General features: G+C 67.2%; 25 protein-coding genes. 13 read left to right on the forward strand and 12 right to left on the reverse strand.

Annotated features, from left to right (window positions below):
* A partial coding sequence (locus KAY22_RS09450; protein ID WP_296622595.1) for a TonB-dependent receptor occupies window positions 1-1,166 on the forward strand: 1,166 nt, incomplete at its 5' end.
* Here KAY22_RS09450 and KAY22_RS09455 read toward each other — a convergent pair.
* Both KAY22_RS09455 and KAY22_RS09460 read right to left on the reverse strand, forming a co-directional pair.
* Complete coding sequence (locus KAY22_RS09455) at window positions 1,163-1,978, reverse strand: TIM barrel protein (RefSeq protein ID WP_296622597.1); 816 nt, start codon at window positions 1,976-1,978, stop codon at window positions 1,163-1,165. The two genes, KAY22_RS09450 and KAY22_RS09455, sit on opposite strands and share 4 nt — an antisense overlap.
* Window positions 1,975-3,033 (reverse strand): alpha/beta hydrolase, encoded by a 1,059-nt coding sequence (locus KAY22_RS09460; RefSeq protein WP_296622599.1) that lies wholly within the window; start codon window positions 3,031-3,033, stop codon window positions 1,975-1,977. Before KAY22_RS09460 ends, KAY22_RS09455 begins: the two co-directional genes overlap by 4 nt.
* Window positions 3,034-3,213: 180 nt before the next feature.
* Between KAY22_RS09460 and KAY22_RS09465 the strand changes: the two genes are divergently transcribed.
* The gene (locus tag KAY22_RS09465; RefSeq protein WP_296622602.1) at window positions 3,214-3,774 is read left to right on the forward strand and encodes a carboxymuconolactone decarboxylase family protein; all 561 of its coding nucleotides are present in this window, start codon (window positions 3,214-3,216) and stop codon (window positions 3,772-3,774) included.
* Here the strand turns inward: KAY22_RS09465 and KAY22_RS09470 are convergent, their stop codons facing one another.
* Together KAY22_RS09470 and KAY22_RS09475 are read right to left on the reverse strand one after the other, a co-directional pair.
* Complete coding sequence (locus KAY22_RS09470) at window positions 3,775-4,740, reverse strand: alpha/beta fold hydrolase (protein WP_296622604.1); 966 nt, start codon at window positions 4,738-4,740, stop codon at window positions 3,775-3,777. It lies immediately after the preceding gene.
* A gap of 1 nt (window position 4,741) precedes the next feature.
* Window positions 4,742-5,713, reverse strand: coding sequence for a LysR family transcriptional regulator (locus KAY22_RS09475; RefSeq protein WP_296622606.1), 972 nt, complete (start codon window positions 5,711-5,713; stop codon window positions 4,742-4,744).
* Here KAY22_RS09475 and KAY22_RS09480 point away from each other — a divergent pair.
* On the forward strand, window positions 5,703-6,776 hold the full coding sequence (locus tag KAY22_RS09480) for a Rieske 2Fe-2S domain-containing protein (RefSeq protein WP_296622609.1): 1,074 nt from the start codon (window positions 5,703-5,705) through the stop codon (window positions 6,774-6,776). The genes KAY22_RS09475 and KAY22_RS09480 overlap by 11 nt on opposite strands.
* A 67-nt stretch (window positions 6,777-6,843) precedes the next feature.
* Here KAY22_RS09480 and KAY22_RS09485 read toward each other — a convergent pair whose 3' ends face one another.
* The 8 genes from KAY22_RS09485 to KAY22_RS09520 all read right to left on the reverse strand — a co-directional run bounded on the left by KAY22_RS09485 (window position 6,844) and on the right by KAY22_RS09520 (window position 15,347).
* A complete protein-coding gene (locus tag KAY22_RS09485) occupies window positions 6,844-8,379 on the reverse strand; it encodes a FadD3 family acyl-CoA ligase (RefSeq protein WP_296622611.1) in 1,536 nt (511 codons plus the stop codon).
* A gap of 78 nt (window positions 8,380-8,457) precedes the next feature.
* The gene (locus KAY22_RS09490; RefSeq protein ID WP_296622614.1) at window positions 8,458-9,570 is read right to left on the reverse strand and encodes a Gfo/Idh/MocA family oxidoreductase; all 1,113 of its coding nucleotides are present in this window, start codon (window positions 9,568-9,570) and stop codon (window positions 8,458-8,460) included.
* Window positions 9,563-10,414, reverse strand: a complete 852-nt coding sequence (locus KAY22_RS09495) for a sugar phosphate isomerase/epimerase (RefSeq protein ID WP_296622616.1) — start codon at window positions 10,412-10,414, stop codon at window positions 9,563-9,565. Before KAY22_RS09495 ends, KAY22_RS09490 begins: the two co-directional genes overlap by 8 nt.
* A complete protein-coding gene (locus KAY22_RS09500) occupies window positions 10,411-11,169 on the reverse strand; it encodes an SDR family oxidoreductase (RefSeq protein WP_296622618.1) in 759 nt (252 codons plus the stop codon). Before KAY22_RS09500 ends, KAY22_RS09495 begins: the two co-directional genes overlap by 4 nt.
* A gap of 26 nt (window positions 11,170-11,195) precedes the next feature.
* Window positions 11,196-12,413, reverse strand: a complete 1,218-nt coding sequence (locus KAY22_RS09505) for a hypothetical protein (RefSeq protein ID WP_296622620.1) — start codon at window positions 12,411-12,413, stop codon at window positions 11,196-11,198.
* The gene (locus tag KAY22_RS09510; protein WP_296622623.1) at window positions 12,410-13,663 is read right to left on the reverse strand and encodes a sulfotransferase; all 1,254 of its coding nucleotides are present in this window, start codon (window positions 13,661-13,663) and stop codon (window positions 12,410-12,412) included. Before KAY22_RS09510 ends, KAY22_RS09505 begins: the two co-directional genes overlap by 4 nt.
* Complete coding sequence (locus tag KAY22_RS09515) at window positions 13,656-14,669, reverse strand: zinc-binding dehydrogenase (RefSeq protein ID WP_296622625.1); 1,014 nt, start codon at window positions 14,667-14,669, stop codon at window positions 13,656-13,658. The genes KAY22_RS09510 and KAY22_RS09515 overlap by 8 nt, the downstream gene beginning before the upstream one ends.
* A gap of 78 nt (window positions 14,670-14,747) precedes the next feature.
* Window positions 14,748-15,347, reverse strand: coding sequence for a TetR/AcrR family transcriptional regulator (locus tag KAY22_RS09520; RefSeq protein ID WP_296622627.1), 600 nt, complete (start codon window positions 15,345-15,347; stop codon window positions 14,748-14,750).
* A gap of 318 nt (window positions 15,348-15,665) precedes the next feature.
* On the opposite strand from KAY22_RS09520, the gene KAY22_RS09525 reads away from it, so the two are divergent.
* The 10 genes from KAY22_RS09525 to KAY22_RS09570 all read left to right on the forward strand — a co-directional run.
* On the forward strand, window positions 15,666-16,559 hold the full coding sequence (locus KAY22_RS09525; protein WP_296622630.1) for a VOC family protein: 894 nt from the start codon (window positions 15,666-15,668) through the stop codon (window positions 16,557-16,559).
* Window positions 16,556-17,446: a CoA-transferase gene (locus KAY22_RS09530; protein WP_296622632.1), complete on the forward strand. Its 891-nt coding sequence runs from the start codon at window positions 16,556-16,558 to the stop codon at window positions 17,444-17,446. The genes KAY22_RS09525 and KAY22_RS09530 overlap by 4 nt, the downstream gene beginning before the upstream one ends.
* Before the next feature lie 10 nt (window positions 17,447-17,456).
* Window positions 17,457-18,254, forward strand: coding sequence for a ketoacid CoA transferase (locus KAY22_RS09535; protein ID WP_296622634.1), 798 nt, complete (start codon window positions 17,457-17,459; stop codon window positions 18,252-18,254).
* On the forward strand, window positions 18,251-18,688 hold the full coding sequence (locus tag KAY22_RS09540) for an OB-fold domain-containing protein (protein WP_296622636.1): 438 nt from the start codon (window positions 18,251-18,253) through the stop codon (window positions 18,686-18,688). The genes KAY22_RS09535 and KAY22_RS09540 overlap by 4 nt, the downstream gene beginning before the upstream one ends.
* Window positions 18,685-19,866 carry a lipid-transfer protein gene (locus tag KAY22_RS09545; RefSeq protein ID WP_296622638.1) on the forward strand — a complete coding sequence of 394 codons (1,182 nt, stop codon included), beginning with the start codon at window positions 18,685-18,687 and terminating at the stop codon, window positions 19,864-19,866. The genes KAY22_RS09540 and KAY22_RS09545 overlap by 4 nt, the downstream gene beginning before the upstream one ends.
* A gap of 3 nt (window positions 19,867-19,869) precedes the next feature.
* Window positions 19,870-20,949 (forward strand): nitronate monooxygenase, encoded by a 1,080-nt coding sequence (locus tag KAY22_RS09550; protein WP_296622641.1) that lies wholly within the window; start codon window positions 19,870-19,872, stop codon window positions 20,947-20,949.
* Complete coding sequence (locus KAY22_RS09555; protein ID WP_296622643.1) at window positions 20,949-21,704, forward strand: enoyl-CoA hydratase family protein; 756 nt, start codon at window positions 20,949-20,951, stop codon at window positions 21,702-21,704. The genes KAY22_RS09550 and KAY22_RS09555 overlap by 1 nt, the downstream gene beginning before the upstream one ends.
* Before the next feature lie 2 nt (window positions 21,705-21,706).
* The gene (locus KAY22_RS09560) at window positions 21,707-22,858 is read left to right on the forward strand and encodes an acyl-CoA dehydrogenase family protein (RefSeq protein ID WP_296622645.1); all 1,152 of its coding nucleotides are present in this window, start codon (window positions 21,707-21,709) and stop codon (window positions 22,856-22,858) included.
* A 13-nt stretch (window positions 22,859-22,871) separates the two neighbouring features.
* Entirely contained in the window at window positions 22,872-23,858 is a 987-nt protein-coding gene (locus KAY22_RS09565) for an acyl-CoA dehydrogenase family protein (RefSeq protein ID WP_296622648.1), read from the forward strand.
* On the forward strand, window positions 23,851-24,844 hold a 994-nt coding region (locus KAY22_RS09570), incomplete at its 3' end, for an acetyl-CoA C-acyltransferase (protein ID WP_296622651.1). The genes KAY22_RS09565 and KAY22_RS09570, both read left to right, overlap by 8 nt.

The raw sequence follows: 24,844 nt of genomic DNA on the forward strand, positions 1-24,844 counted from the left end.
ACGCCGACATCGGCACGGGCACGCCCAACCAGCTGGTGCTGGTCGACCGCCTGACCAACGCCAAGTCGACCTCCAAGGCAATCTTCGGCCAGCTGACCTGGACGCCCGACTTCGCCGAGGGCAAGTTCGACGTGACGGTGGGCGGTCGCTACACCAGCGACAAGCGCACGGCCGATCGCGTCCGGACGCAGAATTTCTTTGCCGGGCAGACCTCCCCCCTCGTGTTCCGCGGCTTCAACGGCCCGGGCTTCACCCTGCCGCTCGGCTCGGTCGTCGGCGCGACCAACGTCAAGAACAACAAGTTCAACCCTGCGCTGACCCTTTCCTATCGTCCGGCGGACAATGTCTCGCTCTATGCGAAGGTCGTCACCGGCTACAAGGCGGGCGGCTCGAACGAAGCGTCGCCGACCTTCACCCGCACCTTCAACCCAGAGACGGTGACCAGTTGGGAAGCTGGCATCAAGACCGACCTGCTCGACCGGCGCCTGCGCTTCAACCTCGCGGGCTTCCTGGCCAAGTATAAGGATCTGCAGCTCGACATTTCGGCCGATCCGGTCGACGCCTCGCTCGCCGACACGTTCAACGTCGGTCGCGCGACGGTGAAGGGCCTCGAAGCCGACCTGACTGCGGTTCCGGTCAGCGGCCTCACGCTGACCGCGAGCTACGCCTATACCGACGCGACCATCAAGAGCGTGCGGGCACCAGCCGGCTCGATCTTCGATCCGACCGTCAACCCCACCTCGCCGGTACAGGTCGGGGACGACATCACCGGCTATTTCGTCCTGCCCTTCACCCCGAAGCACAGCGTCCGCCTGTCGGGTGACTGGACGATTGCGACGATCGGTGACGGCACACTCGCGGCGCACGCCGACTATACCTGGAAGGACAAGGTCTACACGACAGCGGGCGCAGGTCCGTCGGTGCCCTTTGGCCGCGATGCGCCGGTCAACGACAGCTTCGGCATCGTCGATGCGCGCCTGTCCTACACGATCGATCGCGGCGACGGCCGCAACATTTCGATCGCGCTGTGGGGCAAGAATGTGTTCGACAAGCGCTATCCCGGTTTCGTGATCGGCTCGGGTTCGATCATCGCCGGCTATCCGAACCAGGCGATCTCCTACGGCGACCCGGCGACCTACGGTATCGACGTCGGCTTCTCCTTCTAAGCCTTCCGACCCAGACCGAGGCCGGCGAGCCGCGCGACCATCGCGCGCTCGCCGGCCTCTTCCTTTTCAAGCGGCTCGCACTCCAGCTCGAGCAAGCCGCCATAGCCGGCAGCATCGAGCGCCGCAAAGATGGACGGCCAGTCGAGCGACCCGGCACCCGGCTCGACGCGACCGGGAAGGTCCGCGATCTGGACATTGCCGATCAGGCCGGCCGCGAGGCGGATAAGCTCGACCGGATCGCGCCCATGCAGCGCGCCGTGCCCCAGATCGAGCGCGAGCCGCACCTTGGGATGATTTGCCATCCGGACGACCTCCAGCGCGTCCTCCACCTGTTCGATCAGCAGGCCCGGCGCGAAGGCCGGATGCGTCGCCTCGACGCAGAGCATTGGCCCCTCGGGCGACAGGCGCTCAGCAGCGCGGCGCAGCATGTCGGCCATGGCCCGGCGATCGGCGGCAGGGTCGCCAGACCCCGCCGTGATGCAGGTGACTGAAGCCGCCCCGCTGCGTGCGGCGGCGGCGATCGTCCGGTCGAGCGAGGCAAGCGCCGTCCCGTCGATCCAGGCTGGCTGGTCCCAGCGCAGCGGATCATGGACGAAGGAGCCCATGTCCATGTTCAGGCGCCGAAGCTCGGCGCCGATCCGTGCCTGATCCGCCTCGTCGCGCAGCAGCAGATAATTGTCGAATATCCCGGCGAACCCGAGATCGGCCATCAGGCGGATCTGCTCGAGCGGATCAGCGGACCCGGCCATATGCTGCAGCAAAGGCGCATCCGGCCCCCGCACCCCCAGATGCCCGGCGAAGCGACGGCTCATGACAGGCTATCCAGGAAGCCCAGCACCGCAGCGTTGAACGCTGCGGGGGCCTCCTGCTGCACCAGATGCCCGGCGCCCTCGATCGCGATGATGTCGACCAGCCCCGGCACACGGCGGCGCAGCCGCGCCTCCCAGTCAGGGAAGAAGCCGAAAGAGGGATCAGCGGCCCCGTAGAGCATCAGCGTCGGCATGGTCACGTCGGCATCGGCCCACGCCTTGCCGCTCTCCCAATTCGCATCGGCCGTGCGGTAGGAGTTCAGCCCGCCGATCATCCGCAGGTCGATGTCGGGATGATCGTAGCGCCGCACATAGTCGCCGAACTCCTGGGTGCTCAGCCACGACCAGGGCAGGTCCGGTGCCGGCGGCAGTGCGTCGAGATAGCCGGTCCCCTCCGACGGCAGCGCCTTCCATGCCCACAGGTCGCCCGATGCGCTCAGCGCGTGAAAGCTGCGCCGCAGATAATCGGCCAGCGCGCCGCCCAGTTCGCGGTCGGCGGGTCCGACCGTCTGGAAATAGTGGAAGTGCACGAAATGCGCCTTCGCCATCTCGGCGAAGCGGACAGAGGGCAGATGGTCGGGCGACGCCATTTCGGGTCGCGGCCCCTCGCCGTCGGCCAGACGGGGCTTGCCACCCAGCATGGCGCGACCGGCGAGGTCATAGTCATAGGGGATGGTGGCGACGAGCGCGCTGACCCTCTCGGGTGAGCGCACCGCCATGTTCCAGGCATATTGGGCACCGAAATCCTGCCCGATCACGACCGCGTCGCCTGCGCCATAATGGTCGAGCAGCGCGAGCAGGTAGGTCTGCATATGCGCGGAATCGTAGAGCGCCGGGTCCTTTGGTCGATCGCTTCCACCATAGCCGAGGCTATCGATCGCCACGGCCCTGTAGCCCGCGCGGGCAAAGGGCAGCAATTGGTGGCGCCAGCTATAGGCGAGCCCGGGAAAACCGTGGATCATCAGCATCAAGGGACCGTCGCCGGCCTCCATGACGTTCAGGCTCAATCCTTGCCCGACGGATATCCTGCGTTCCTGGATCGCGAGTTCATCTCGCATATCTCATCCTCATCCCATTCTTCCTACTGCCCTTCGTAGCACCGAAGTTGGACAGCGCCGCAAGATGCTATAGGCTGCACCCGCGAATAAGAGGATCCGGAGGAGTCGCGCGCAGCGTCGCGAGGACGATCCGGACGGAAGATGCCCGAAATCGCACGAGGATGGAGAGGAGAGTCCAGCATGCGCATCGACGTTCCAGCAGCCCAGGCCCATGACCCCTATGGCTATGCCACCGAGAATCTCGCGCCCGAGATCATGAAGGCCGGCGGCGCCTTCAGCTTCGCGGTCTATCGCCATTCAAAGCTATCGCTGCGCGAGTTCGAAGGCGCCCGCGCGCGGACCGCCGAAATCAACGGCTGCACCATCTGCCAGCAGTTCCGCGCGGCGCGCGACCTGGGCGGCATGTTCTCCGGAACCGGCACGCGCGGCACGGTCGTCGACAATGGCCCTGCCCCCGACGAGGCCTTCTACGCCGCCGTGACCGAGTGGCGCACCTCGCCGATCTACAGCGACCGCGAGCGGCTGGCGATCGAGTTCGCCGAACGTTTCGGGACCGAGCCCAAGTCGCTCGCCAGCGACGAGGAATATTGGGCCAAGGCGCGGGCCGCCTTCACCGACGCCGAGATCGCCGACCTGGCCAATTCGGTCGCGGCCTGGGTAGGCCTTGGCCGCGTCGCCCATGTCCTCGGCTTCGACGAGGTCTGCCTGCCCTTCACCGCGCAAGCCGAAGCCGCCGAGTAATCAGAGGCTCTCGACGAACTGCCGCATCAGCCGGCCCACCTCATCCGCGCGTTCGAGCTGGATGAGGTGGCCGGCCTTGGGCAGCATCTCGATGCGGCGGACGTCGGAATATTGGTGGGGGATGGCGCCCAGCGGGTCATCCCCGTGCCACGCCTCCAGATCGACGTCATTCTCGCTGCCGATGAAGAAGAAGGGCCGATCGATCGGCCGATGCCGCCATTCCGCCCGCTGCGACCAGCGCAGATCCATGGCGCGATACCAGTTCAGCCCGCCGGTGAACCCGCTGCGCGCATAGTCGGCGGTGTACCATTCGAGCTCCCATTCGGAAAACCAGGCCCAGGGCAGCGGCGGCGTCTCGGGCAGGGCATCGAGATAGGCGATGCCCGGCGGGTTCTTCCACACGTCGAGATAGCGGAAGTCGCCCGACAGCGCGTAGAGCACCTTGCGGAGGAACTCGCGCGGCGCAGCGTTCAGCGCGACATCGGCAGGGCCGACCGGCCGGAAATAGTCGATATGGACGAAATGCTCCTGCGCCCATTCGGCGGCCTCGGTGAGCGGCGCCTTGTCCGGCGAGTCGGGATAGGCCGGATTTTCCAGCGCGATGATCGCGCGGACGCGTTGCGGGTGAAGATAGGCCAGGTCGTAGATCGCGAAGACGCCGAAATCGAGCCCGGCGAACACCGCCTCCTCCAGCCCGAGATGGTCGAGCAGCCCGGTCAGGTCGCCGACGATCGCGTGGACGTCATAATGGCTATGGTCCGCCGGCCCCTCGGTCTGCCCCATGCCGCGCATGTCGGGGACGATCACCCGCCAGCCGGCCTGCGCGAGCACCGGAATCTGGTGCCGCCAGCTCAGCCAGATATGGGGGAAGCCATGGCAGAGGACGATCGCGGGCCCCTCCCCCTGCTCCACCCAATGCATCGCGATCCCGTTGATCCTGGCATGGTGGTGCGTCCAGTCGGCCACGTCATCTCTCCTCGATGAACCGCGCGACGATCTCGGGTGCCGCGTCGATCAGGGCTGCGACCGCCGGCTCTACGGCCAGGTCGGCGCGGTACACGATCCAGATATCGGCCGAAGCCGCCGCCGGGGCGGTCTCCGCCAGCCGTTCGAGCCGGGCGTCGGCATCGCCGATCCGGTCCCACAACCAGGCGCGACCGAGGCCCGCGCCAACAGCATCGTGCAGAGCGGCGAGACTGTCGATCTCGACGCAATTGCTTCCCTCAGGTGCAGCGTTGAGCCGTGCCCAGGGCTGCGGGTTGGCGAGCATCATCGAATGGCCCCAGACGACCTGCCGGGCCGATGCGCTGCCGCGCCGGGCGAAGGGCGCCTGGACGAAAGGGGAGACCCGCTCTCCCGACAGGTCGCGCGGCTTGGTGCGGGCGATGGCAAAGCCGATATCGGCCTGTCGCTGCTGGATCGCAGCCAGCGCGTCGCGCGCGCCGACAACCTCGAGCGAGACTGCCGGATGCCGGTCGAGAAAGGGGGCGAAGGCGGGCAGCAGCAACGATGCCAGCCCCGCCGTGCCCGCGACGCGCACCGGCCCGCCGATCCGCTCGCCCTCGGGCGCGAGATCATGATCGAGGCGCGCCATCGCGCGTTCCATCGCTGCCGCCGCGCGCAGCACCGCACGGCCCGCTTCGGTGGGGCGATAGCCGGCGGCGGTCTGCTCCCACAGCGACCGGCCGGTGGCGCGCTCGAGCCGGGCGAAGCGCCGCCCCACCGTGGTGCGGTCCATGTCGAGCTTGCGCGCAGCCGTGCTATAGTCGCCGGCACGCACCGCCGACTGGAACACGCGCACATCGTCCCACTCGATCGCCATGCCGTGCATCTTTGCACAGGCGGAGTGCGGCTTCCAGTCGAACATTGCATGATATTCTTCGGGCAAATGGCTTTCGACGGCCATGTCGACACAGGAGAGTAGATCGATGGCAACCACCGCCGAATATCGCCTCGGCTCGCACACCTTCGCGCGCGGCTGGCACATGATCGCCGACGCATCGAAGCTCGGCACCGCGCCGATGCCGGTGCGCTTCTTCGCCCGCGACATGGTCCTTTATCGGGGCGAGAGCGGCACGCCGCATCTGGTCGACGCCTATTGCCCGCACATGGGCGCGCATCTCGGCAAGAACGAGACCAGCTATATCGTGCTCGACAATGAGCGGATCGAGGGCGAGTCGATCCGCTGCCCCTTCCATGGCTGGCGCTTCGGCCCCGACGGCCGCTGCAACCACATCCCCTATTCCGATCAGAAGCCGCCGGCCGCCGCGCAGATCCAGACCTGGCACGTCGTCGAGCGCGCCGGGATCATCTGGATGTGGCACGATGCCGAAGGCAATGCGCCCGACCATGAGCTGCCGCCGTTCGAGGCGTGGGACAATCCCAACTGGGTCCGCTGGGTGATCGACGATCTGGGCGAACTGCCGCAGCATCCGATCGAGGTCGTCGACAATATGACCGACTTCGCCCATTTCGTGCCGATCCACGGCTCGCGCGACATCGAATATTTCTACAACGAGTTCGACGACCATGTACAGTGGCAGATGTTCGGCGCCGGCCACCGCACGCTGGTGCAGGAGGGCGAGGGTCTGCTCGAACTCGACACCTGGTATACCGGCCCGGCAATCCTCCAGTCCTTCATGCGCGGCACCTTCCCCACGCATATGCTGATCGCGCATACGCCGGTCGAGGATGGCAAGATCCAGGTCTGGCATGCGCTGATGGTCGACATGGGCCGCGAGGCGACCGAGGCCGACATCCCGATGGCGCGCGCCTATCAGGAGGCGAGCCGCCTCGCCTTCGCCCAGGATTTCGAGATCTGGAGCCACAAGCGCCCCTGCTTCGCCCCGCTGATGGTGCGCGGCGACGGCCCGACCGACAAGTGCCGCATCTGGTACCGGCAGTTCTACAACCCGATTGCGCAGGCCCCCGAGTTCCAGAAGCGCGTCAACGGCCGCCACACCGTCGTCGACAAGCGCGACCCGGCCAAGCAGGTCGCCTGACCTGAGCAATAAGAAAAGGGCGGCCCGATCGCGTGTCGGGCCGCCCTTTTTATCCCGGTGGCAACGCCTATTTCAGTAAGAAACGCTGCACCTTGCCGGAGGCGTTGACGGGCAGTTCGTCGACCCATTCGACCGTGCGGGGAACCTTGTAGTTCGCCATCTGCTCGCGGCACCAGCTGATGAGCGCCTTGTCGTCGCGCGCTGCTCCCGGCTTCGGGACGATGACGGCATGGCCGACCTCGCCCATCCGCTCGTCCGGACGGCCCACCACGGCGACGCGGGCGACGTCGGGATGTTCGAGCAACCGCGCCTCGATCTCGGCCGGATAGCAGTTGAAGCCACCGCAGATGAACAGGTCCTTGGCGCGGTCGGTGATGCGCAGATAGCCGCGCTCGTCCTGCGTGGCGATGTCGCCCGTCCGCAGCCAGCCATCGGCGTCGATCGTCTCGGCGGTTGCCTTGGGATCGTCGAGATAGCCCTTCATCACGTTGAAGCCGCGCACGAGCAGTTCGCCGGGCTCGCCCGTCGCGACGTCGCGATCCTCGGCATCGACGAGGCGCACCTCGACGCCGGGGATCGGCCGTCCGCAGCTCGACGCGACCAGTTCGACCGGATCGCCCGCCTGGGTGGCACTGACGCAGCCCGAACTTTCGGTGAGGCCATAAGCCGTCAGCACCTCGGCGATGCCCAGTTCGTCGTGCATCCGGCGGATCAGGATCGGCGGCACGCTGGCGGCGCCGGTAACGGCAAGGCGCAGGCTGGCCGTGTCGTCGGGCTTGCGCCCGGCTTCGTCGAGCAGCGACTGGAAGATGGTCGGCGGCCCCGGCAGGACGGTGATCTTCTCTTGCGCGATCGTCGCGAGCACTTTCGCGGCGGCGAACTGGGAAACCGGGAAGATGGTCGCGCCCTGCTGCAGCGAGACGACCCAGCCCGCCTTGTAGCCGAAGGTGTGGAAGAAGGGGTTCACGATCAGATAATGATCGCCCTCGCGCAGGCCGACCGCATCGGCCCAGCCCTGGAAGGTGCGCAGATTCTGCGAATGGCTGCTGAGCACGCCCTTCGGCCGGCCGGTCGTCCCCGAGGTGAACAAGATGTCGACGATATCGTCAGGGCCGACCCCGGCGATGGCGGCGGACACCGCGGCGTCATCGGCGCCGGTGACGGCATCGAGCCAGCCGTCGAAGCCGTCGTCGAGGAAAACCGTCTCCTCCAGCTCGGGCAGGTCGCGGCCCGCCAGCATCCCGGCATAGTCGAAGCCGAGGAAGTCGCGCACGGTGAACAGCCAGCGCACCTTGCCCCGGCCCAATATGTCCTCGGCCTCGGCGCCCTTGAAGCGGGTGTTGAGCGGGATCAGCTGAAGGCCGATCTGCGTCGCGCCCGCCGCGATGATTGCCCAGGCGCCGCTATTGGGTGCCCAGATAGCGATGCGGTCCCCCTTGCGGCCACCCCGGGCGAGCAGCGCGCGCGACACACGCCGAGCCGCCTCTCGGAACGCCGCAAAGCTCAGCGAGCAACCATCCTCCTCCTTCAGATAGGGGCGATCGGGCCAGCGCGCAGCGGCCGCATCGAGAAGTCCACCCATCGTCAGCAAGTCGGGAAGCATATACCTCGCCCTTTATCGATTTGCTTTGCGCATTAGAGAGGAATCGCCCCCTCATCAATGCATTATGCGTATCGATATTCATTCCACATCGACCCATTGCCCCAATCGTGCGGAGCGTCGCGCCGCGTCGAGGATCGTCTGGTTGATCAGGGCATCGTCGAAACTGCCGGCCTGCTCCCGATCCTCGACCGGCTCACCCATGATCCGCCGCCGCATCTCGCCGAACAGGCGGGCATAGGGGATCACGTCGAAGCCCATCGTATGCCAGCGGTCCTGCTCGGTCTGGATCAGTTCGGCGACGGGGAAGGGCTCGGGCGGGGGCAGCGCAAGATCGGCGGGCATGTCAATCCGCCGCGCGCCGGCGGCGTCGGATATCCAGACCTCTTCCGGTTCACCGAACGCCGCGCCCGACTGGATCCAGGCGCCGCCCCGGGTGCCGACGATCTTGGTCGCCATCACCAGCGGCCCCGGCGCGGCCATCGCCGCCATCAAGGTCCCGCGCGCACCGCCCTCGCATTCGAATTCGAGCACGTAGCTGTCGTCCGCCGTCATGTGCGGGCGTCCCGGCGCCAGCGTCTGCAAGGTGCAGGACAGGCGCCGGATCGGGCCGAGCATATTGACCACCTGGTCGATCATGTGCGTCCCGAAGGCGCCGAGGAAGCCGCCACCCTGCTCCGCATCCTCCCACCAGTCGCTGAGCTTCTCGGCCGGATCCTGAAGGCCCGGCTGATGATAGATGCGCAGGAACTGGCGCGGTTCGCCGATCGCGCCGTCCTGCACCACGCGCCGCAACAGCGCCTGCGCCGCATCGAACCGGAATTCCGCGCCGAGCATGTGGACGACACCCGCCTTCTCCGCCGCATCGCGCATTGCACGGGCCTGGGCCGCATCGCGCGCGAAAGGTTTCTCGCAGACCACATGCCGGCCGGCGGCCACCGCATCCATCACCACCTGGTAATGGGCGTGCGGCGGGGTGGCGACGGTGACAAGCACCGTCCGGGGATCGGCCAGCGCCTCGGCAAGGCTGTCGGTCGCGAGCGGAATGCCCAGCGGCGCGGCCCGCTCCGCCGTGCGCGCACGGTTCCGCCCGACGATCGCGCGCACCTCGAACCCGGCCTCACGCAGCGCACGAACATGGGTGAACAGTCCGAAACCCGTTCCGACGACGACGGCACCCAACGCATCAGCCATGTCTGCTTCCCTTCAAAATCCCATCCGCCTTTTCGGCGCAGAGCCGTGCGATCTCGTCGACGGGCTTCGTGGCCAGCGTCGCCGAGAAGACCTCGACCGAGCAGGGCGCAGTCGTGCCGGTCGCGCGCAGCGCCGCGACGAAGCCCTGGAGGTCGAGGCCGCCATCGCCCGGCAGCAGCCGCCCCTGGATCATCTCGCTGTCGAGATCGTCCGACGCGGCGGCGGGGGCGTCGCAGATCTGGACGCTCTTGATCGCGCCCGCCGGCAGTGCGGCGAGCAGGTCGAGGCTGGAGCCGCTGCGGAACTGGTGCCAGCTGTCGACCAGCAGGCCGCCATTGTCCCGGCCGGTGAGCCTGACAAGATCCCAGGCGGTGGCGAGATCTGGGATGGTCCCCGTCGGCACATATTCCAGCGCCACGTGCAGCCCCGCGGGCGCGGCGCGGTCGCAAATTGCGGCGAAGGCGTCGACGCCCGCGTCGATGGTCCAGGCTACGCCCTGCAATTCGCCAACGCTCACGCCGCGCGCACCCACGGCTTCGGCAAGGTCGATCAGCCGTTCGGGCGTCGAGCGTTGCAGCAGCGCGGCGAGCCAGCCCGGATTGGCCTTGGTCGGCTCCCCCGGCAACCAATTGCCGACGATCTCCACCTCATGGATGAACAGTCCTGCATCGGCGACCCGATCGCGCACCTCGCGATGCGAAACGCCCTGCTGGTCCAGCTGCTCGAGGTCCGCCGCGAAGATCGAGATGCCGACGAAGCCCGCCTCCCGCGCGGGAACGAGCCGGTCGAAGAAGGGCACGGCCTGCACCGTGCCCGCCGCGAGCAGCAATTGGTCGAGGCTCATCCCGCCACCGTGAAGCCGCCATCGATCGGCAGCACCTGACCCGTGATCCACGACGCGGCCGAACTGGACAGAAACAGCACCGCCCCCGCGATATCGCTCGGCTCGCCGAGACGGCCGAGCGGCGTGCGGCTCAATGTCGGCGCGGTCCATTCGGGTGCGTCGAAGGTTCCGGCCGTCATGCGGCTGCGGGTGAGCCCCGCTGCGACCGCGTTCACCCGGATGCGCTGGCTCGCCCATTCGGTGGCGAGGACGCGGGTAAGGCCGACGAGCCCGGTCTTGGCCGAGCCATAGCCGGGGATCATGCCGATGCCGAAATAGGAGGTCATCGAAGCGATACCGATGACCGACGAACCGCCCGGCCGGTCTCCCCGTCCCAGCGCCGCGCGACAGCCATGGGCCATGCGGAAGGCCGAGGTCAGGTGCATCGCGATCGACCGCTCGAAGATCGCGGGATCCCATTCGTCGAGTCCGAGCGAGCCGAGCGCGAGCCCGGCATTGTTGACGAGGATGTCGAGCCGGTCGAAGCCCGCCGCCACTGCGTCGATCTGCGCGCCGTCCTCGACGTCGAGCTGACGATAGGCGAAGCGCGACAGGTCCTCGTCATAGTCGCCCGGTCCGCCGCGCGTGCCGGTGATGACCACCTCGGCCCCGGCATCGGCATAGGCTGTTGCGATCGCCGCGCCGATGCCGCTCGTACCACCGGTCACGAGCACCCTCGCCCCGGCATAGTCGAAGCGCAGATCGCTCCAGCTCATGTCCCTCTCCCTCGCTTGTCTGTCGTTCAGTCGGTGATCTCGCCGCTCTGGATGGGCGGCGTGGCGTCGAGCAGCGCGCGTCCTTCGGCGCGCAGGCGCGCCAGCGGCACCCGCCACAGCGACACCGGCGGCGGCTCGCCCTGCGTCTTGATCAGGCGCAGGCTCATCCCGCCATGGGCATGGCCATAGGGGTCGATCGAATTGCCGCCGATGCCGGCATCGCCCGAGGCCACCACGATCAGCACGGATCCGTCGGGCTCATAGACGGCGCGGTATTTCTGGATATGGCCGCCGCCATCCTCATAATTGTCGAGATTTTCCTGCCAGATGTTGCACAGCTGGAAGATCCAGTAGTCGCACGGCGTCGGCGTAAAGCGCAGAACCAGCGCCTCGTCCCGCCCACATTCCCAGGTGCCAAAGCCATGGTGCCGATCGGGAACGCCGCCATTCGAGAGATAGACCGCGCGGCTGAAGCGGATGCGGTTCGGGCGCTTGCCGAGATTGTCCTGCCACCAGCGCCGGACGAGTTCGGCATAGCCGAGCACGACCTGTCCCGACTTGGCGAGCGCATCGGCCATGTCCGCCGGGGCGATCGGGCGCGGCGCCGCGCCGTCGGCGCGGCGGATCGTCATGCGCGGGGCGATCGTCTCCTCGCGCAGATGATAGACGGTGCGCACCAGCAGGCCGACGCAGCCGTCGGTGATCGGCAACCAGGGACGCCCGTCGGCGGCCCGCTCGCGCCCGACGAACACTTCGAAATTGCCATCGGCGTCGAAAGGGATGCTGTCGCTCTGGAGGAAGCCGGTCGTGGTCAGCGTTGCCGGGTCGAACGTCTTGAGGCCGCCTACGCCCTGCGGCGCCCAGTCCTGATCGCCCGGATGGGTCGGCTGCGGCGCGGTCCAGCTGGCCATCACGAAATAGGGAATGGTGCCGCGATTGCCGCGGATCACATAATCATGGCGACCGTCGACGAACTCGGCGAGCAGATGATCCTGGTCGGGCGACTGGAAGTTGATCGCCTGCCGCCAGGGCGCGTCACGCAGGCGAGGCCGTTCGGGCTCGCAATTCTCGACGAAACGCTCGAAGCCGTTGCGCATGAGCCGCGTGACGAAGCGATACCATTCGGCCCGGTCGAGATCGTCGACCTCGGCGCCGAAGCGATCGACCGTGCGGGCCGCCAGCTTCACCGTCTCAAGATAATCCTCGAAGGCGCGGCCGGTCAGCAGGCGGTCGGCGGCGGTCATGCCTTCTCTCCCAGCACGGCTTCGCGGCGGACCGGGAAGCGATCATAATAGAAAGCGAAGCGCTCCCTGAGCGCCCCTACGTCGACCCCGAAATCGCCGATCAGGTCATAGACGACCCGGCCATGCTTGTTGCGCGGATTGGCGGCGAGGAAATGGTCGATCCGCGCCTCGGCCTCGGGGGTCATCTCGAGGTCCGCCAGCGCATAGACGCGGCGCACCGTCGCCTTCTGGTCAGCCATATACTCGTGGAAGAGGATGTCGATCGACTGCCCCGCAGGTATCGCATCGCGGTCGCGGACGCAGCGGCGCAGCAGCACCTCGATCCGGTCGATCCACCAGGCCGCGAGGGCGGGCAGGTCCTGACGCACCCGCCGCGTCCGGTCGCCATAGGCGATCATCGTGATCGCCGACTGGAGCACGGCAACGGGATCGCGGTGGGTGACCGGGACGATCGCCTTCGGATGCACCGCGATCAGCGCGGGCAGGTTCTCCATATGCGGCGGCGACTTCACGACCCAGCGATTGGGCCCCTTGAGCCAGGTCAGCGCCTGCATCACCCGCTTGGCATAGGCATAATGCGGGGTCTGATCGGTCGCCAGATAATGCTCGCGCCAGGCGACCGGACGGCTCAGCCATTCGGGCAGATAGGAGGAGAAATCCGGGCCCTGCAGCTCGATATCCTCATGGACATGGTCGGGCGCCATTTCGTGCATTGCCGGCATCAGCGGCAGCATCGCCTCGAACGCCCCCCACATCTGCGCGGTGCGGACATGGCGCGGGTCTGGATCGCCGATGTCGTCGGGGCCGGGGATCGGTTCCATCGTCTCCCACAAGGGCGTCGAGCGCAGGCGTGGATCGGCGGCCAGAATGTTGACCAGATGGGTCGTCCCCGATCGCGGCAGCCCCGCGACCATGATCGGCCGGTCGATCTCGACCTGCTCGATCTCGGGATGGCGGCGGATCAGATCCTCGATGCGCAACCGGGCCGAGGCATAGCGGACGCACTCCCCGAACAGGGTCGCGCGACCGAGGGTGGTGAGATCCTTGTCCGCGTCATAGCTGCGCAGCCACAGCGCCAGCCGCGACCGGAAGTCGTCGGCGCCGAAATCGGAGAGGCCGGTCGCCGCCCGCGCGGCGGACAGCACCTCCTCGACGTCCATGCGCACCGGCGGGCAGGCATCGATCGCCTGCTGCTGCAGCGGAGTGAGCCGGGGCTGAGCGAGATCGTCGATGCGGATATCGTCAGGCATCACAGGCCACCATGACCTTGGCCGACGCCTGCGCATCGCGCGCGACTGCGAGCGCTTCGTCGAAGCGGCTGAGCGGAATGCGGTGGCTGATGAAGGCGTCGGCATCGAAGCCGGGCTCGGATATCGCCGCGATCACCTCCGGAAACTCGTCGGGATAGGCCATCGAGGTGATGAAGCTCATCTCCTTGCCCAGCGCCATTTTCCAGTCGATCGCGATCGGTTCGTGATGGACCGCGACCATGACCGCGCGGGCGTGGAACGGCGCCATGCCGACGATCGACGGCAGCACCGACGGCGCGCCCGAGGATTCGAACCAGAGGCTGGTGCCGACCGTCGGCCAGCCGAACAGATCGGCGCGCCCGTGGAGATCGCCCAACGCGGCGGCGACGTCCTCGCTGCCGGCGTCGATGATGTGGTCGGCGCCCAGTCGGCGGGCGCGGTCGAGGCGCTGCGGCGACCGGTCGATCGCGACCACCGACGATATGCCCGCCCGCTTCAGAAAGAAGACGATGCCGAGCCCGATCGGCCCCACGCCGAACACCGCGACCTTGTCGGTGCGCACGGCGCCCGAGCGATTGACCGCGTGGAGCGCTACGCCGAGCGGCTCGGCCAGGGCGGCGGCGTCCCAGTCGACATGATCGGGGATGGGATGGATTGCGCCGCCGAGCGTCGCGTTGGAGACGCGCAGAAGAGGGGCGAAAGCGCCCTCCGGCAGACCGGCGCCGATCCCGTTTCCGTCGCCCATCGGATTGACCACCACGCGCTGGCCCGGGGCAATGCCCACGACATCGGCACCGACAGTTTCGACGACGCCCGACAGCTCATGGCCGATGCCGAAGGGCGCCTGGGCCGGCGCCGACACGCCGCCGACCTTGATATAGCCGAGGTCGGATCCGCACAGACCGCAGCGCCGGACACGGACGATCACATCGCGCGGCCCCGGCTGCGGCTCCTCGATCTCGTCGACGCGAACGTCGTTCACGCCGTGGATGCGCACCGCCCTCATCACGCCTCTCCTATTTTCGCTTTGCGTTTCAGATTATCGACTCTGATACGCATTTAATCGGCGATACAGAGTATATTGTCAATTATCGGTAATGAAGGCGGCAACCTGCTCGGCGAGCACAGCCTCATAGTCCGGAACATCGGCCAGTTCGGCGAACAGCGTAACCTCGGCGCTGATCCGGTCGAGCATCATGAAGAAGATGTCGGCCCTCGCCCGCTGGCGCCGCGCCTCGGCATCCTCACCCACGGCCCGCCCGAACGCCGGCACCGCCGGTGCGAGGCGCTCGATCATCTGCTGGCGATCGTCGCGCAACCTCTGGTGAAACGCCTGATCCGTGGCGGCGAGGCCGTGGATCAGGACCGAAATCTGCCCTTCCTCGCGATAATGGCCGACCGCCTCATGCGCCCACCACTGCGCAGACAGCCGACCGGTCGCGACATCCGCGAGCAGGAGAAAATGCGGCATGGTCCGCTCGAGGGTGGCCTCGTAGATGCGCAACGCGACGTCGCGCCGGGACTTGAAATGGCGGTAGAAGGTCGCACGACTGACTCCCGATACCGCGAGAATGTCCTCGACCGGGATCTCGTCGAAGGGGCGCGAACGAAGCAGGCCGCGCATGGCCTCGACCACGTCCTGCCGGCTGGCAACCACCTGGTCGCGCTGCCGGCCCGAACGCATGCCGGGTTTGGGGCCTCGCTTCCGAGCCGAAATTTCGCCCTTTTGGAGCACCGTGGCCATCATCCTCTCCCGGCCCGGCCCACACCCTTCGACCGATCACTTTCGCAGGGTCCGAAACCGCTTACCAATACTAAGGCGAGAGCGATGGGCACCGCAAGCGACATAGCTCCCCTTTTCCGCGAGCTACTGGCGTTATGCCCTTTCGCTAACAATGTGCGTACCAAATTCGAATTTTCATAACGTAAAGTGCTTGAAAGGATGCGGGCGCGCCGATAGACCCGAACGCGAAAGTAAGAGGTGCGGGGAGGGGAAAGGACAATGGCCGTACGATCGCTGGCCTATATTCGCGTCGAGACACGCGATGTCGGAGCCTGGCGCCGCTTTGGCGAAGAGGTGGTGGGGGCTGCGGCCACGCCCGACTCGACCGAGGACCGGCTGATGCTGCGGCTCGACGGGCGCCCCTGGCGATTCCGCATCGAGAAAGGCGAGCAGGAAAAATATCTCTGCGCCGGGTTGGAATGCCCGTCTGAGGAGACCTGGACAGCCGTTCTGGACAAACTCGACAAGGCTGGCGTTGCCGTCGAACGCGGCGACGCGGCGATGGCCGCCGATCGTCATGTGCGCGGCGTCGCATCGCTGGCGGATCCAGCAGGCAACCGCATCGAACTCGTCTGGGGCAATGTCGTCGCAGGAACGCCCTTCGTGTCGCCCGTCGGCGTTCCGGCCTTCGTCACCGGCGAGATGGGCTTCGGCCATGTTGTCGTGCCGACCAGCTGCTATGACGACACCCGCCGCTTCTACAAGGACCTTCTCGGCTTCGGCGACAGCGACGAGATGCGCGTACATTTCCCCGGCGGCCCCGAACAGGGCCTGGGCATGTCCTTCATGCATGCCAGCGGCCCGCGCCATCACACCGTGGCCGTCGGCGAATTCCCCGCGCCGTCGGGCCTGATCCACACCATGGTCGAGGTGCCCTCGATCGACGACGTCGGCCTGGCGCTCGACCGGGCGCTTGCGGCGGGCGTCCACATCTCGTCGACGCTGGGGCGGCACACCAACGACAAGATGATCAGCTTCTACATGCGGACGCCATCCGGTTTCGACATCGAATTCGGCTGTGGCGGTGAACAGACCGTTGACTGGACCACCGTAACCCCGACCTTCACTATCAAGGAGGATCTCTGGGGCCACAAATGGGATTTCGGAGCGTGACGACCAAGACTTTGGACAAGAGAACAAGCGCCGACGCGGTCATCGGAAAGCTCCATGACGGTATGACGATCGGCATCGGCGGCTGGGGGCCGCGCCGCAAGCCGATGGCGCTCGTGCGCGCGCTGCTACGCAGCGACCTCAAGGACCTGACCATCGTCACTTACGGCGGCCCGGAGGTCGGCATGCTGCTGGCGGCCGGCAAGGTGCGCAAGGTGATCTATGGCTTCGTGTCGCTCGACGCGATCCCGCTCGAACCCTATTTCCGCAAGGCACGCGAAGCCGGCGGGCTCGAGGTGCTCGAACTCGACGAGGGCATGCTCCAATGGGGCCTGAAGGCGGCGGCGCTCCGCCTGCCCTTCCTGCCGACGCGCGTCGGCCTCGGCACCGACGTGTTCGAGCAGGGCGGGTTCAAGACGGTCGCCTCGCCCTATGACGACGGCGAGGTGCTGCTGGCCATGCCGGCCATCCCGCTCGATTTCGCACTGATCCACGTCCACCGCGCCGACCGCATGGGCAACAGCCAGGCGCTCGGCCCCGACACCTATTATGACGACTGGTTCGCCAAGGCGGCGAAGGAAGTCGCCATATCGGCCGAGGAGGTCGTCGACCGGCTCGACCATAGCTATCCCGAGGATGCCAAGGCCAATCTGTTCGAGCGCTGCTTCGTCCAGCATGTCGTGGAAGCCCCCGGCGGGGCGCATCCGACGTCGATGCCGCCATCCTATGGCTGGGACATGACCGCGCTGAAGGCCTATGCCGCCAGCGCCGCCGAAGAGGGCGGCTGGGATCGCTATCGCGACGAAAAGGTCGGCCCCGACGAGGCCCATTATCTTGCGCAGGCCGGTGGGATCGAAGCGATCTCCAGGCTGCCCTTCCCGATTTTCTGAGGACGACGCGATGACCGCGCCAGACCATACGCTCGCCGAACTGCTGATCGTCGCCTGCTCCGAACTCTATCGGGACAATGGCGAGATCGTCGCCACCGGCATCGGCCCGATTCCGCGCCTCGGCGCGAGCCTCGCCAAGAGCACCCATGCACCCGAACTGCTGATGACCGACGGCGAGGCCTATCTGGTCGAGGACCCGGTGCCGATCGGCCCGCGCGACTATGACGAGCGAAAGCCTTCGGGTTACCTCCCCTTCTCGCGCTATTTCGACAGCGCGGTATGGACCGGCAAGCGACACGCGGTCGTCTCGCCGATCCAGATCGACCGCTTCGGGCAGATGAACCTGTCCTATATCGGCGGCAGCTTCGAGAAGCCGAAGGTCCAGATGCTGGGCGCGCGCGGCTTTCCGGGCAACACGATCCACCACATCAACTCGATGTTCGTGCCCGCGCACTCGACCCGCATCTTCGTGCCCGGCGAAGTCGATTCGGTTTCCAGCGTCGGCTATAATCCGGCGCGTCGGCTGGCCGGCGCCGATTTCAGCGGGGTCGATCTCCGCTTCATCGTCACCAACCTCTGCGTGATGGACTTCGGCGGCCCCGACCATGCGATCCGCCTGATTTCGCTGCATGACGGTGTCACCGTCGACGAGGTCAAGGCCGCGACCGGCTTCGAGTTGATCGTCGACGGCACCCCGCCGACTACGCCGGCCCCGACCGCCGAACAGCTGGAGATCATCGCGCGGCTCGACCCGCACAATATTCGAGCGACGGTGATCAAGGGCAATCCTTCGGGGAAGCGCGGATGAGCGAGGCGGATCCCGTCCTGCCGGGCTGGTTCACGACCGGCGCCGAACCGCATCTGATCGGCAGCCGCTGCTCGGCCTGCGGCACCTATTATTTCCCCAAGCTCGAGAGCTTCTGCCGCAATCCGGCCTGCGAAAGCACGCAGTTCGAGACGGTCGAGCTGTCGCGGACGGGAAAGCTCTGGTCGTTCACCGACGCCTGCTACACCCCGCCCGAGCCTTATATCGCGGCCGATCCCTTCATCCCCTACGCCATCGCCGCAGTCGAACTGGACCGCGAGAAGATGATCGTGCTTGGGCAGGTGGTCGAAGGCGTCGGCGTCGAGGCGCTGCGTGCGGGCCTGCCGATGGAACTGGTCGTCGAGACGATCCCCGACGCGGTCGATCCCAAGGGCAAGCTCGTCTGGAAATGGAAGCCGATGGAGTGCGCGCGATGAGCGAGGATGTCGTCATCATCGGCGCCGGCATGCATCCCTGGGGCAAATGGGGACGCAATTTCGTCGGTTATGGCGTTGCCGCCGCGCAGGAAGCCTTGCGCGACGCGGGGATCGACTGGCGCGACGTGCAGTTCGTGTCGGGTGCAGCCACGATGCGCTGCGGCTATCCCGGCTATGTGGCAGGCGCGACCTTCGCCCAGGCTCTGGGTTGGCAGGGCGCCGAAGTGCAGACCAGCTATGCCGCCTGCGCCAGCGGATCGCAGGCGCTGACGGCTGCGCGCTCGCGCATCCTCAGCGGACAGGCCGACGTTGCGCTCGTGATCGGTGCCGACACGACGCCCAAGGGCTTCCTCGCCCCGGCCAAGGGCGAGCGTCCGGACGATCCCGACTGGGTGCGTTTTCGGGTCGGCATCACCAATCCGACCTATTTCGCGCTCTATGCTCGTCGCCGCATGGAAATCTACGGCGACACGCAGGACGATTTCGCGCGGGTGAAGATCAAGAATGCGCAGCACGGCCTGACCAATGAGCGGGCACGCTATCGCAAGGCGTTCACGATGGAGGACGTCGCGGCCTCGCCGATGGTCGCCAATCCACTCCGCCTGATGGACGTGTGTGCGACCTCCGACGGTGGCGCGGCGCTGATCATCGCGAGTGCGGCCTATGCGCGGAAGATCGGCAAGATGAACGCGCCGAAGATCGCGGCCATCTCCACGGTCACCCCGACCTTCGCCTCGGCGATCATCGAGATGCCCGATCTCGCCACCGACAGCGCCGTCGTCGCGGAAGCGCACAGCTTCCGGGCCGCCCTGCCCGCCAAGGCCTATGCGGAGGCGGGCATGGGGCCCGAGGACGTATCGGTCGCCGAGGTCTATGATTTGTCGACCGCGCTCGAGCTCGACTGGATCGAGGATCTGGGGCTTTGCGCGCGCGGTGAGGCTGCAGGTCTCACCCGCGACGGCGCCACCCGCGTCGGCGGGCGCATGCCGATCAATCCCTCGGGCGGGCTGGCCTGTTTCGGCGAGGCAGTTCCGGCCCAGGCGATCGCGCAGGTATGCGAACTGACCTGGCAGCTGCGCGGCGAGGCCGGCGAGCGGCAGGTCGAGGGCGCCAAGGTCGGCATCACCGCCAATCAGGGCCTGTTCGGGCATGGCTCCTCGGTCATCCTGAAGCGGTGAGCCATGGCTGATCCGATCGACACCCCCCTTACCCGGTTGCTCGGCTGCCGTTACCCGATCGTCCAGACCGCGATGGGCTGGGTCGCCACGCCGCCGCTGGTCATCGCGACCTCGAACGCGGGCGCATTCGGCTTCCTCGCGGCGGCGGTGATGACGCCCGACGAGGCGCGCGCGGCCATCGCCGAGGTGCGCGCCGGGACCGACAAGCCCTTCGGCGTCAACTTCCATTCGTTTCAGCCGGGCGCGGCCGAGATCGTCGAGGCGATCCTAGAGAACGCAGCCCAGATTCGCGCCGTCAGCTTCGGGCGTGGCCCCGATGCGAAGATGATCGCCCGCTTCAAGGAAGCCGGCATCCTCTGCATGCCGACGATCGGCGCCGCCAAACATGCCCAGAAGATGGTGCAGATGGGCGTCGACATGGTGACGGTGCAGGGCGGCGAAGGCGGCGGGCACACCGGCTCGGTGCCCACGACGATCCTGCTTCCGCAGGTCCTCGACGCCGTACAGGTGCCGGTGATCGCAGCCGGCGGCTTCGGCGATGGACGCGGCCTTGCCGCTGCCCTCGCCTTCGGCGCGGCGGGCATCGCAATGGGCACACGGTTCCTGATGACTCAGGAAAGCGCCCCACCCGACAACGTCAAGGCGCGTTACGTCAAGGCGGGGACCGACGACATCACCGTATCGACCAAGGTCGACGGCCTGCCGCAGCGCATGATCCGCAACCAGGCGCTCGACCGGATCGAACGGTCGAGCGGCATCGGCCTGTGGCGCCGCGCGGTCGAAAGCGGCCTGCAGATGAAGCGCCAGACCAAGGCCAGCTATGGCGACCTGCTGAAAGCCGCCAAGGGCATGACCAGCCATGGCGGGCTCAGCCTGCCGCAGGCTATGATGGCCGCCGCTGCACCGATGATGATCCAGCGTGCCGTGGTCGACGGCGATGCCGATGGCGGGCTGATGGCCACCGGTGTCGTCGCCGGGCGGCTCGGCGACCTGCCGACCTGCGCAGAGCTCATCGAAACCATCATGGCCGATGCGCACCAGAGACTGGCCGCGCTCGCCCCCCTCGCATCCGGAGCCCGTTGATGCCGATCACCACGACCATCAAGGATCGCATCGCCGAGATCGTCTTCGACGTTCCCCCGGTGAATGCGTTCGACAGCACCACCTGGAACAGCATTCCGGCAATGGTGACAGAGGCCGGCCGCAACCCCGACGTCAACGTCGTCCTGATCCGCGCCGCCGAGAGCGCGCGCGGCTTCTGCGGCGGCGTCGATATCAAGGAGATGCAGGCCCATCCCGAGCGGATCACCGTCCTCAACCGGGGCAATTACCTGACCTTCAAGGCGGTTCGCGACTGCGAGGTCCCGGTGGTGGTCGCCGTGCACAAGTTCGTGATCGGCGGCGGCATCGGCATCTGCGGCGCATCTGACACGATCTTCGCCGCGGAGGACGCCTATTTCTCGCTGCCCGAGGTCGACCGCGGCGCGATGGGCGGTGCGAGCCATCTGTCGCGCATGCTGCCGCTGCACAAGGTCCGCGCGGCCTTCTTCACCGGCGGGAACATCCCCGCTGCCGAGATGCACCGCCTGGGTGCGGTCGAGAAGGTCGTGCCGCGCGAGGCACTGGTCGAGGAGGCCCGCGCCTTCTGCACCGTCATCGCCTCGAAGAGCCGCAAGGCGCTGGTGATTGCCAAGGAAGCACTCAACGGCCTCGAGCCGCGCGACGTCGACCATGGCTATCGCTTCGAGCAGGGCTTCACCCTGGAAATGTACATGCACGAGGACTCGCAGAAGGCGCGCGACGCCTTCGTCGAGACCGGCAAGGCGGCGACCTTCTGACCATGGATCTGACCTACACGACCGAACAACAGGCGTTCCGCGCCGAAGTCCGCGACTGGATGCGCGCCAATGTGCCCGCGCAGCCGCTGAAGACGCTCGAAGGCCGCGAAGGCTACGACCAGCATGTCGAGTGGGAGCGCAAGCTCGCCTCGGGCAATTGGGGCATGGTCACCTGGCCCGAAGCCTATGGCGGGCGCGGGCTCGACCTGATCCGCTGGCTGATCTTCGAAGAGGAATATTGGGGCGCGGGCGCACCGCTGCGCGCCAACCAGAACGGCATCTTCCTGCTCGGCCCGACGATCATGGAATATGGCACCGACGAACAGAAGGCCCGCTTCCTGACGCCGATGGCAAAGGGCGAGCTGATGTGGGCGCAGGCCTGGTCCGAACCCAATGCCGGGTCCGACATGGCGGCGATCCGCACCGTCGCGGTGCGCGACGGCGACCATTATGTCATCACTGGGCAGAAGACCTGGTCGAGCCGCGCCTCCTTCGCCGACTGGGGCTTCGGCCTGTTCCGGACCGATCCGGACTCGAAGCGCCACAAGGGCCTGTCCTTCGTCCTGTTCGACCTCAACAGCCCGGGCGTCACCCGGCGCCCGATCCGACAGCTGCACGGCGAACCGGGCTTTGCCGAGCTCTTCTTCGACGAAGTGCGCGTGCCGGTGGCGAACCGCATCGCCGGAGAGGGCGAGGGCTGGAACGTCGCAATGGCGACGGCGGGCTTCGAACGCGGCCTGATGCTGCGCTCGCCCGCCCGCTTCCAGGCGATGGCGAAGCGGCTGGTCGAGCTCTACCGCCAGCACCGTGACACCGCCTCTCCGCAGGCCCGTGAGGCGGTTTTGCAGGCGTGGCAGGATGCCCAGGCCTATACGCTCAACACATATTCGGTCGCCGCGACGGTCATGGCCGGCGGCCATATCGGCGCCGAGGCGAGCCTCAACAAGATCTTCTGGTCGGAACTCGACCGGGCGGCGCATCGCGCGGCGATGAGCCTGCTCGGTGCGGGCGCCGAACTGCGCTCGCTGACCAATGGCAGCGAAAATAGCTGGCTGGAGGGCTATATCTTCTCGCTCTCCGGACCGATCTACGCAGGATCGAACGAGATCCAGCGCAACATCATCGCCGAGCGCCTGCTCGGCCTGCCGCGCTGAGGGGGACGGCCACATGGATTTCCGTCTTACCCAGGACCAGATCGACCTCCGCGACGCGATCCGCGACTATCTGAGCGGTGAGCATGGCCCCGAGCTGCTCCGCCGCCTCGACGCCGAGGGCAATCGCGATGCCGCCATATGGGACGGGCTCGTCGGCATGGGCCTCACCGGGCTGGTCGTGCCCGAAGCACAGGGTGGCCTCGGCATGGGGCTGGTCGAAGCGGCGCTGATCGCGATCGAACTTGGCCGCGCCAATGTCTCCGAGCCGCTGGCGGACACGGCGCTGGTCGCCGCGCCGCTGCTCGACGAAGCACAGCAGGCCGAGGTCGCAGCAGGCAACCTGAAGGTGGCGCTCGCCCACCCGATCAACCCCTGGATCGCCGATCTCGACCAGGCCGGCCTGCTCTATGCGGGCGGCATTGCCAGGCCCGCGCCCGACGCCGGCCAGCCGGTCGAGACGGTCGACCCGCTGCGTCGCCTGTTCTCCGCCATTCCCAGTGCCGAGGATGATCGCCTGCTCGACCGCGCCGCACTGATCGCGGCCGCGCAGCTGATCGGCGCGGCCGAGCGCATGCTCGAACTCGCCACCGACTATGCCAAGACGCGCGAACAGTTCGGCCAGCAGATCGGCCAGTTCCAGGCGATCAAGCACCATCTGGCGACCGTCGCGGTCAAGCTGGAGTTCGCCCGCCCGGTCGTCCTGCGCGCGGCCTTTGCCGCCCAGAACGACCATGCCCGCACGTCCGTCCATGTCAGCCATGCCAAGGTCGCCGCGACCGATGCGGCGATGCTGAGCGCGGAAACCGCGATCCAGGTCCACGGCGCGATGGGCTACACCTATGAGGTCGATCTCCACTTCTGGATGAAGCGCTGCTGGGCGCTGGCCGGAGCCTGGGGCGATCGCGCCTTCCACCAGCGCCGGATCGAAGCCGCCGTGATCGACGGCGGCATGGCGATCGGGCCCGACATGACCTTCGAAAGCGAGCTGCACCATGGCTGAAGCCTATATCGTCGACGCGATCCGGACCCCGACCGGCAAGAAGAAGGGGACGCTCGCCGGCTGGCATCCAGCCGATCTGGGCGCGATCCCGATCCAGGAGATCGTCAGTCGCACCGGTATCGATCCGAATGCGGTCGATGACGTGATCTGGGGCTGCGTCGACGCGATCGGCCCGCAGGCGGGCAATATGGGCCGCAGCTGCTGGCTCGCGGCCGGCTATCCCGAGGCGGTTCCCGGCGTCACCATCGACCGCCAGTGCGGCTCGTCCCAGCAGGCGATCCACTTCGCGGCGCAGGCCGTCATGTCGGGCACGCAGGACCTGATCGTCGCGGGCGGCGTCCAGAACATGAACGCCATCCCGATCTCCGCCGCGATGATCGCGGGCCAGGCCTTCGGCTTCGAGACCCCCTTCTCCACCTCCCCCGCCTGGGCCGCGCGCTATGGCAAGGAAGAGGTCAACCAGATCTACGCCGCCGAGAAGATCGCCGAGCAATGGGATATCAGCCGCGAGGACATGGAAGTCTTCGCCGCCGAGAGCAACCGCCGCGCCGAAGAGGCGATCGACAGCGGTCGCTTCGCGGCCGAGACCGTCGCGGTCGACGGCTTCGCGGCCGACGAAACGGTGCGCCGGGGCACGACGCTCGCGGGGCTGGCGAACCTCAAGCCCGTTCGTGAAGGCGGGCGGATCACCGCGGGCGTGTCGAGCCAGATCGCCGACGCCGCCGCCGCCGTCCTGATCGCCAGCGAACAGGCGGTGAAGGACCATGGGCTGAAGCCACGCGCACGCATCCATCATCTGACGGTGCGCGGCGACAACCCGATCATGATGCTGACCGCGCCGATCCCGGCCACGCGCCACGCGCTGGCAAAAACCGGCCTGAAGCTGTCGGACATCGACCTGGTCGAGATCAACGAGGCCTTTGCCAGCGTCGCGCTTGCCTGGGCCAAGGATCTCGGCGCCGACCTCTCGAAGGTCAACGTCAATG

Source organism: Rhizorhabdus sp. (assembly GCF_018006725.1).
Classification (GTDB): Bacteria; Pseudomonadota; Alphaproteobacteria; order Sphingomonadales; family Sphingomonadaceae; genus Rhizorhabdus.

What these genes read in the sequence shown, in the direction of transcription:
- KAY22_RS09500 (WP_296622618.1), bottom strand. Translation starts at nt 11,169, where the DNA reads ATGAGCTGGAGCGATCTGCGCTTCGACTATGCCGGGGCGAGGGTGCTC.
- KAY22_RS09550 (WP_296622641.1), top strand. Translation starts at nt 19,870, where the DNA reads ATGGCTGATCCGATCGACACCCCCCTTACCCGGTTGCTCGGCTGCCGT.
- KAY22_RS09535 (WP_296622634.1), top strand. Translation starts at nt 17,457, where the DNA reads ATGACCGCGCCAGACCATACGCTCGCCGAACTGCTGATCGTCGCCTGC.
- KAY22_RS09525 (WP_296622630.1), top strand. Translation starts at nt 15,666, where the DNA reads ATGGCCGTACGATCGCTGGCCTATATTCGCGTCGAGACACGCGATGTC.
- KAY22_RS09505 (WP_296622620.1), bottom strand. Translation starts at nt 12,413, where the DNA reads ATGACCGCCGCCGACCGCCTGCTGACCGGCCGCGCCTTCGAGGATTAT.
- KAY22_RS09510 (WP_296622623.1), bottom strand. Translation starts at nt 13,663, where the DNA reads ATGCCTGACGATATCCGCATCGACGATCTCGCTCAGCCCCGGCTCACT.
- KAY22_RS09460 (WP_296622599.1), bottom strand. Translation starts at nt 3,033, where the DNA reads ATGCGAGATGAACTCGCGATCCAGGAACGCAGGATATCCGTCGGGCAA.
- KAY22_RS09495 (WP_296622616.1), bottom strand. Translation starts at nt 10,414, where the DNA reads ATGAGCCTCGACCAATTGCTGCTCGCGGCGGGCACGGTGCAGGCCGTG.
- KAY22_RS09485 (WP_296622611.1), bottom strand. Translation starts at nt 8,379, where the DNA reads ATGCTTCCCGACTTGCTGACGATGGGTGGACTTCTCGATGCGGCCGCT.
- KAY22_RS09480 (WP_296622609.1), top strand. Translation starts at nt 5,703, where the DNA reads ATGGCAACCACCGCCGAATATCGCCTCGGCTCGCACACCTTCGCGCGC.
- KAY22_RS09490 (WP_296622614.1), bottom strand. Translation starts at nt 9,570, where the DNA reads ATGGCTGATGCGTTGGGTGCCGTCGTCGTCGGAACGGGTTTCGGACTG.
- KAY22_RS09515 (WP_296622625.1), bottom strand. Translation starts at nt 14,669, where the DNA reads ATGAGGGCGGTGCGCATCCACGGCGTGAACGACGTTCGCGTCGACGAG.
- KAY22_RS09565 (WP_296622648.1), top strand. Translation starts at nt 22,872, where the DNA reads ATGGATTTCCGTCTTACCCAGGACCAGATCGACCTCCGCGACGCGATC.
- KAY22_RS09520 (WP_296622627.1), bottom strand. Translation starts at nt 15,347, where the DNA reads ATGCGTTCGGGCCGGCAGCGCGACCAGGTGGTTGCCAGCCGGCAGGAC.
- KAY22_RS09540 (WP_296622636.1), top strand. Translation starts at nt 18,251, where the DNA reads ATGAGCGAGGCGGATCCCGTCCTGCCGGGCTGGTTCACGACCGGCGCC.
- KAY22_RS09465 (WP_296622602.1), top strand. Translation starts at nt 3,214, where the DNA reads ATGCGCATCGACGTTCCAGCAGCCCAGGCCCATGACCCCTATGGCTAT.
- KAY22_RS09545 (WP_296622638.1), top strand. Translation starts at nt 18,685, where the DNA reads ATGAGCGAGGATGTCGTCATCATCGGCGCCGGCATGCATCCCTGGGGC.
- KAY22_RS09455 (WP_296622597.1), bottom strand. Translation starts at nt 1,978, where the DNA reads ATGAGCCGTCGCTTCGCCGGGCATCTGGGGGTGCGGGGGCCGGATGCG.
- KAY22_RS09555 (WP_296622643.1), top strand. Translation starts at nt 20,949, where the DNA reads ATGCCGATCACCACGACCATCAAGGATCGCATCGCCGAGATCGTCTTC.
- KAY22_RS09560 (WP_296622645.1), top strand. Translation starts at nt 21,707, where the DNA reads ATGGATCTGACCTACACGACCGAACAACAGGCGTTCCGCGCCGAAGTC.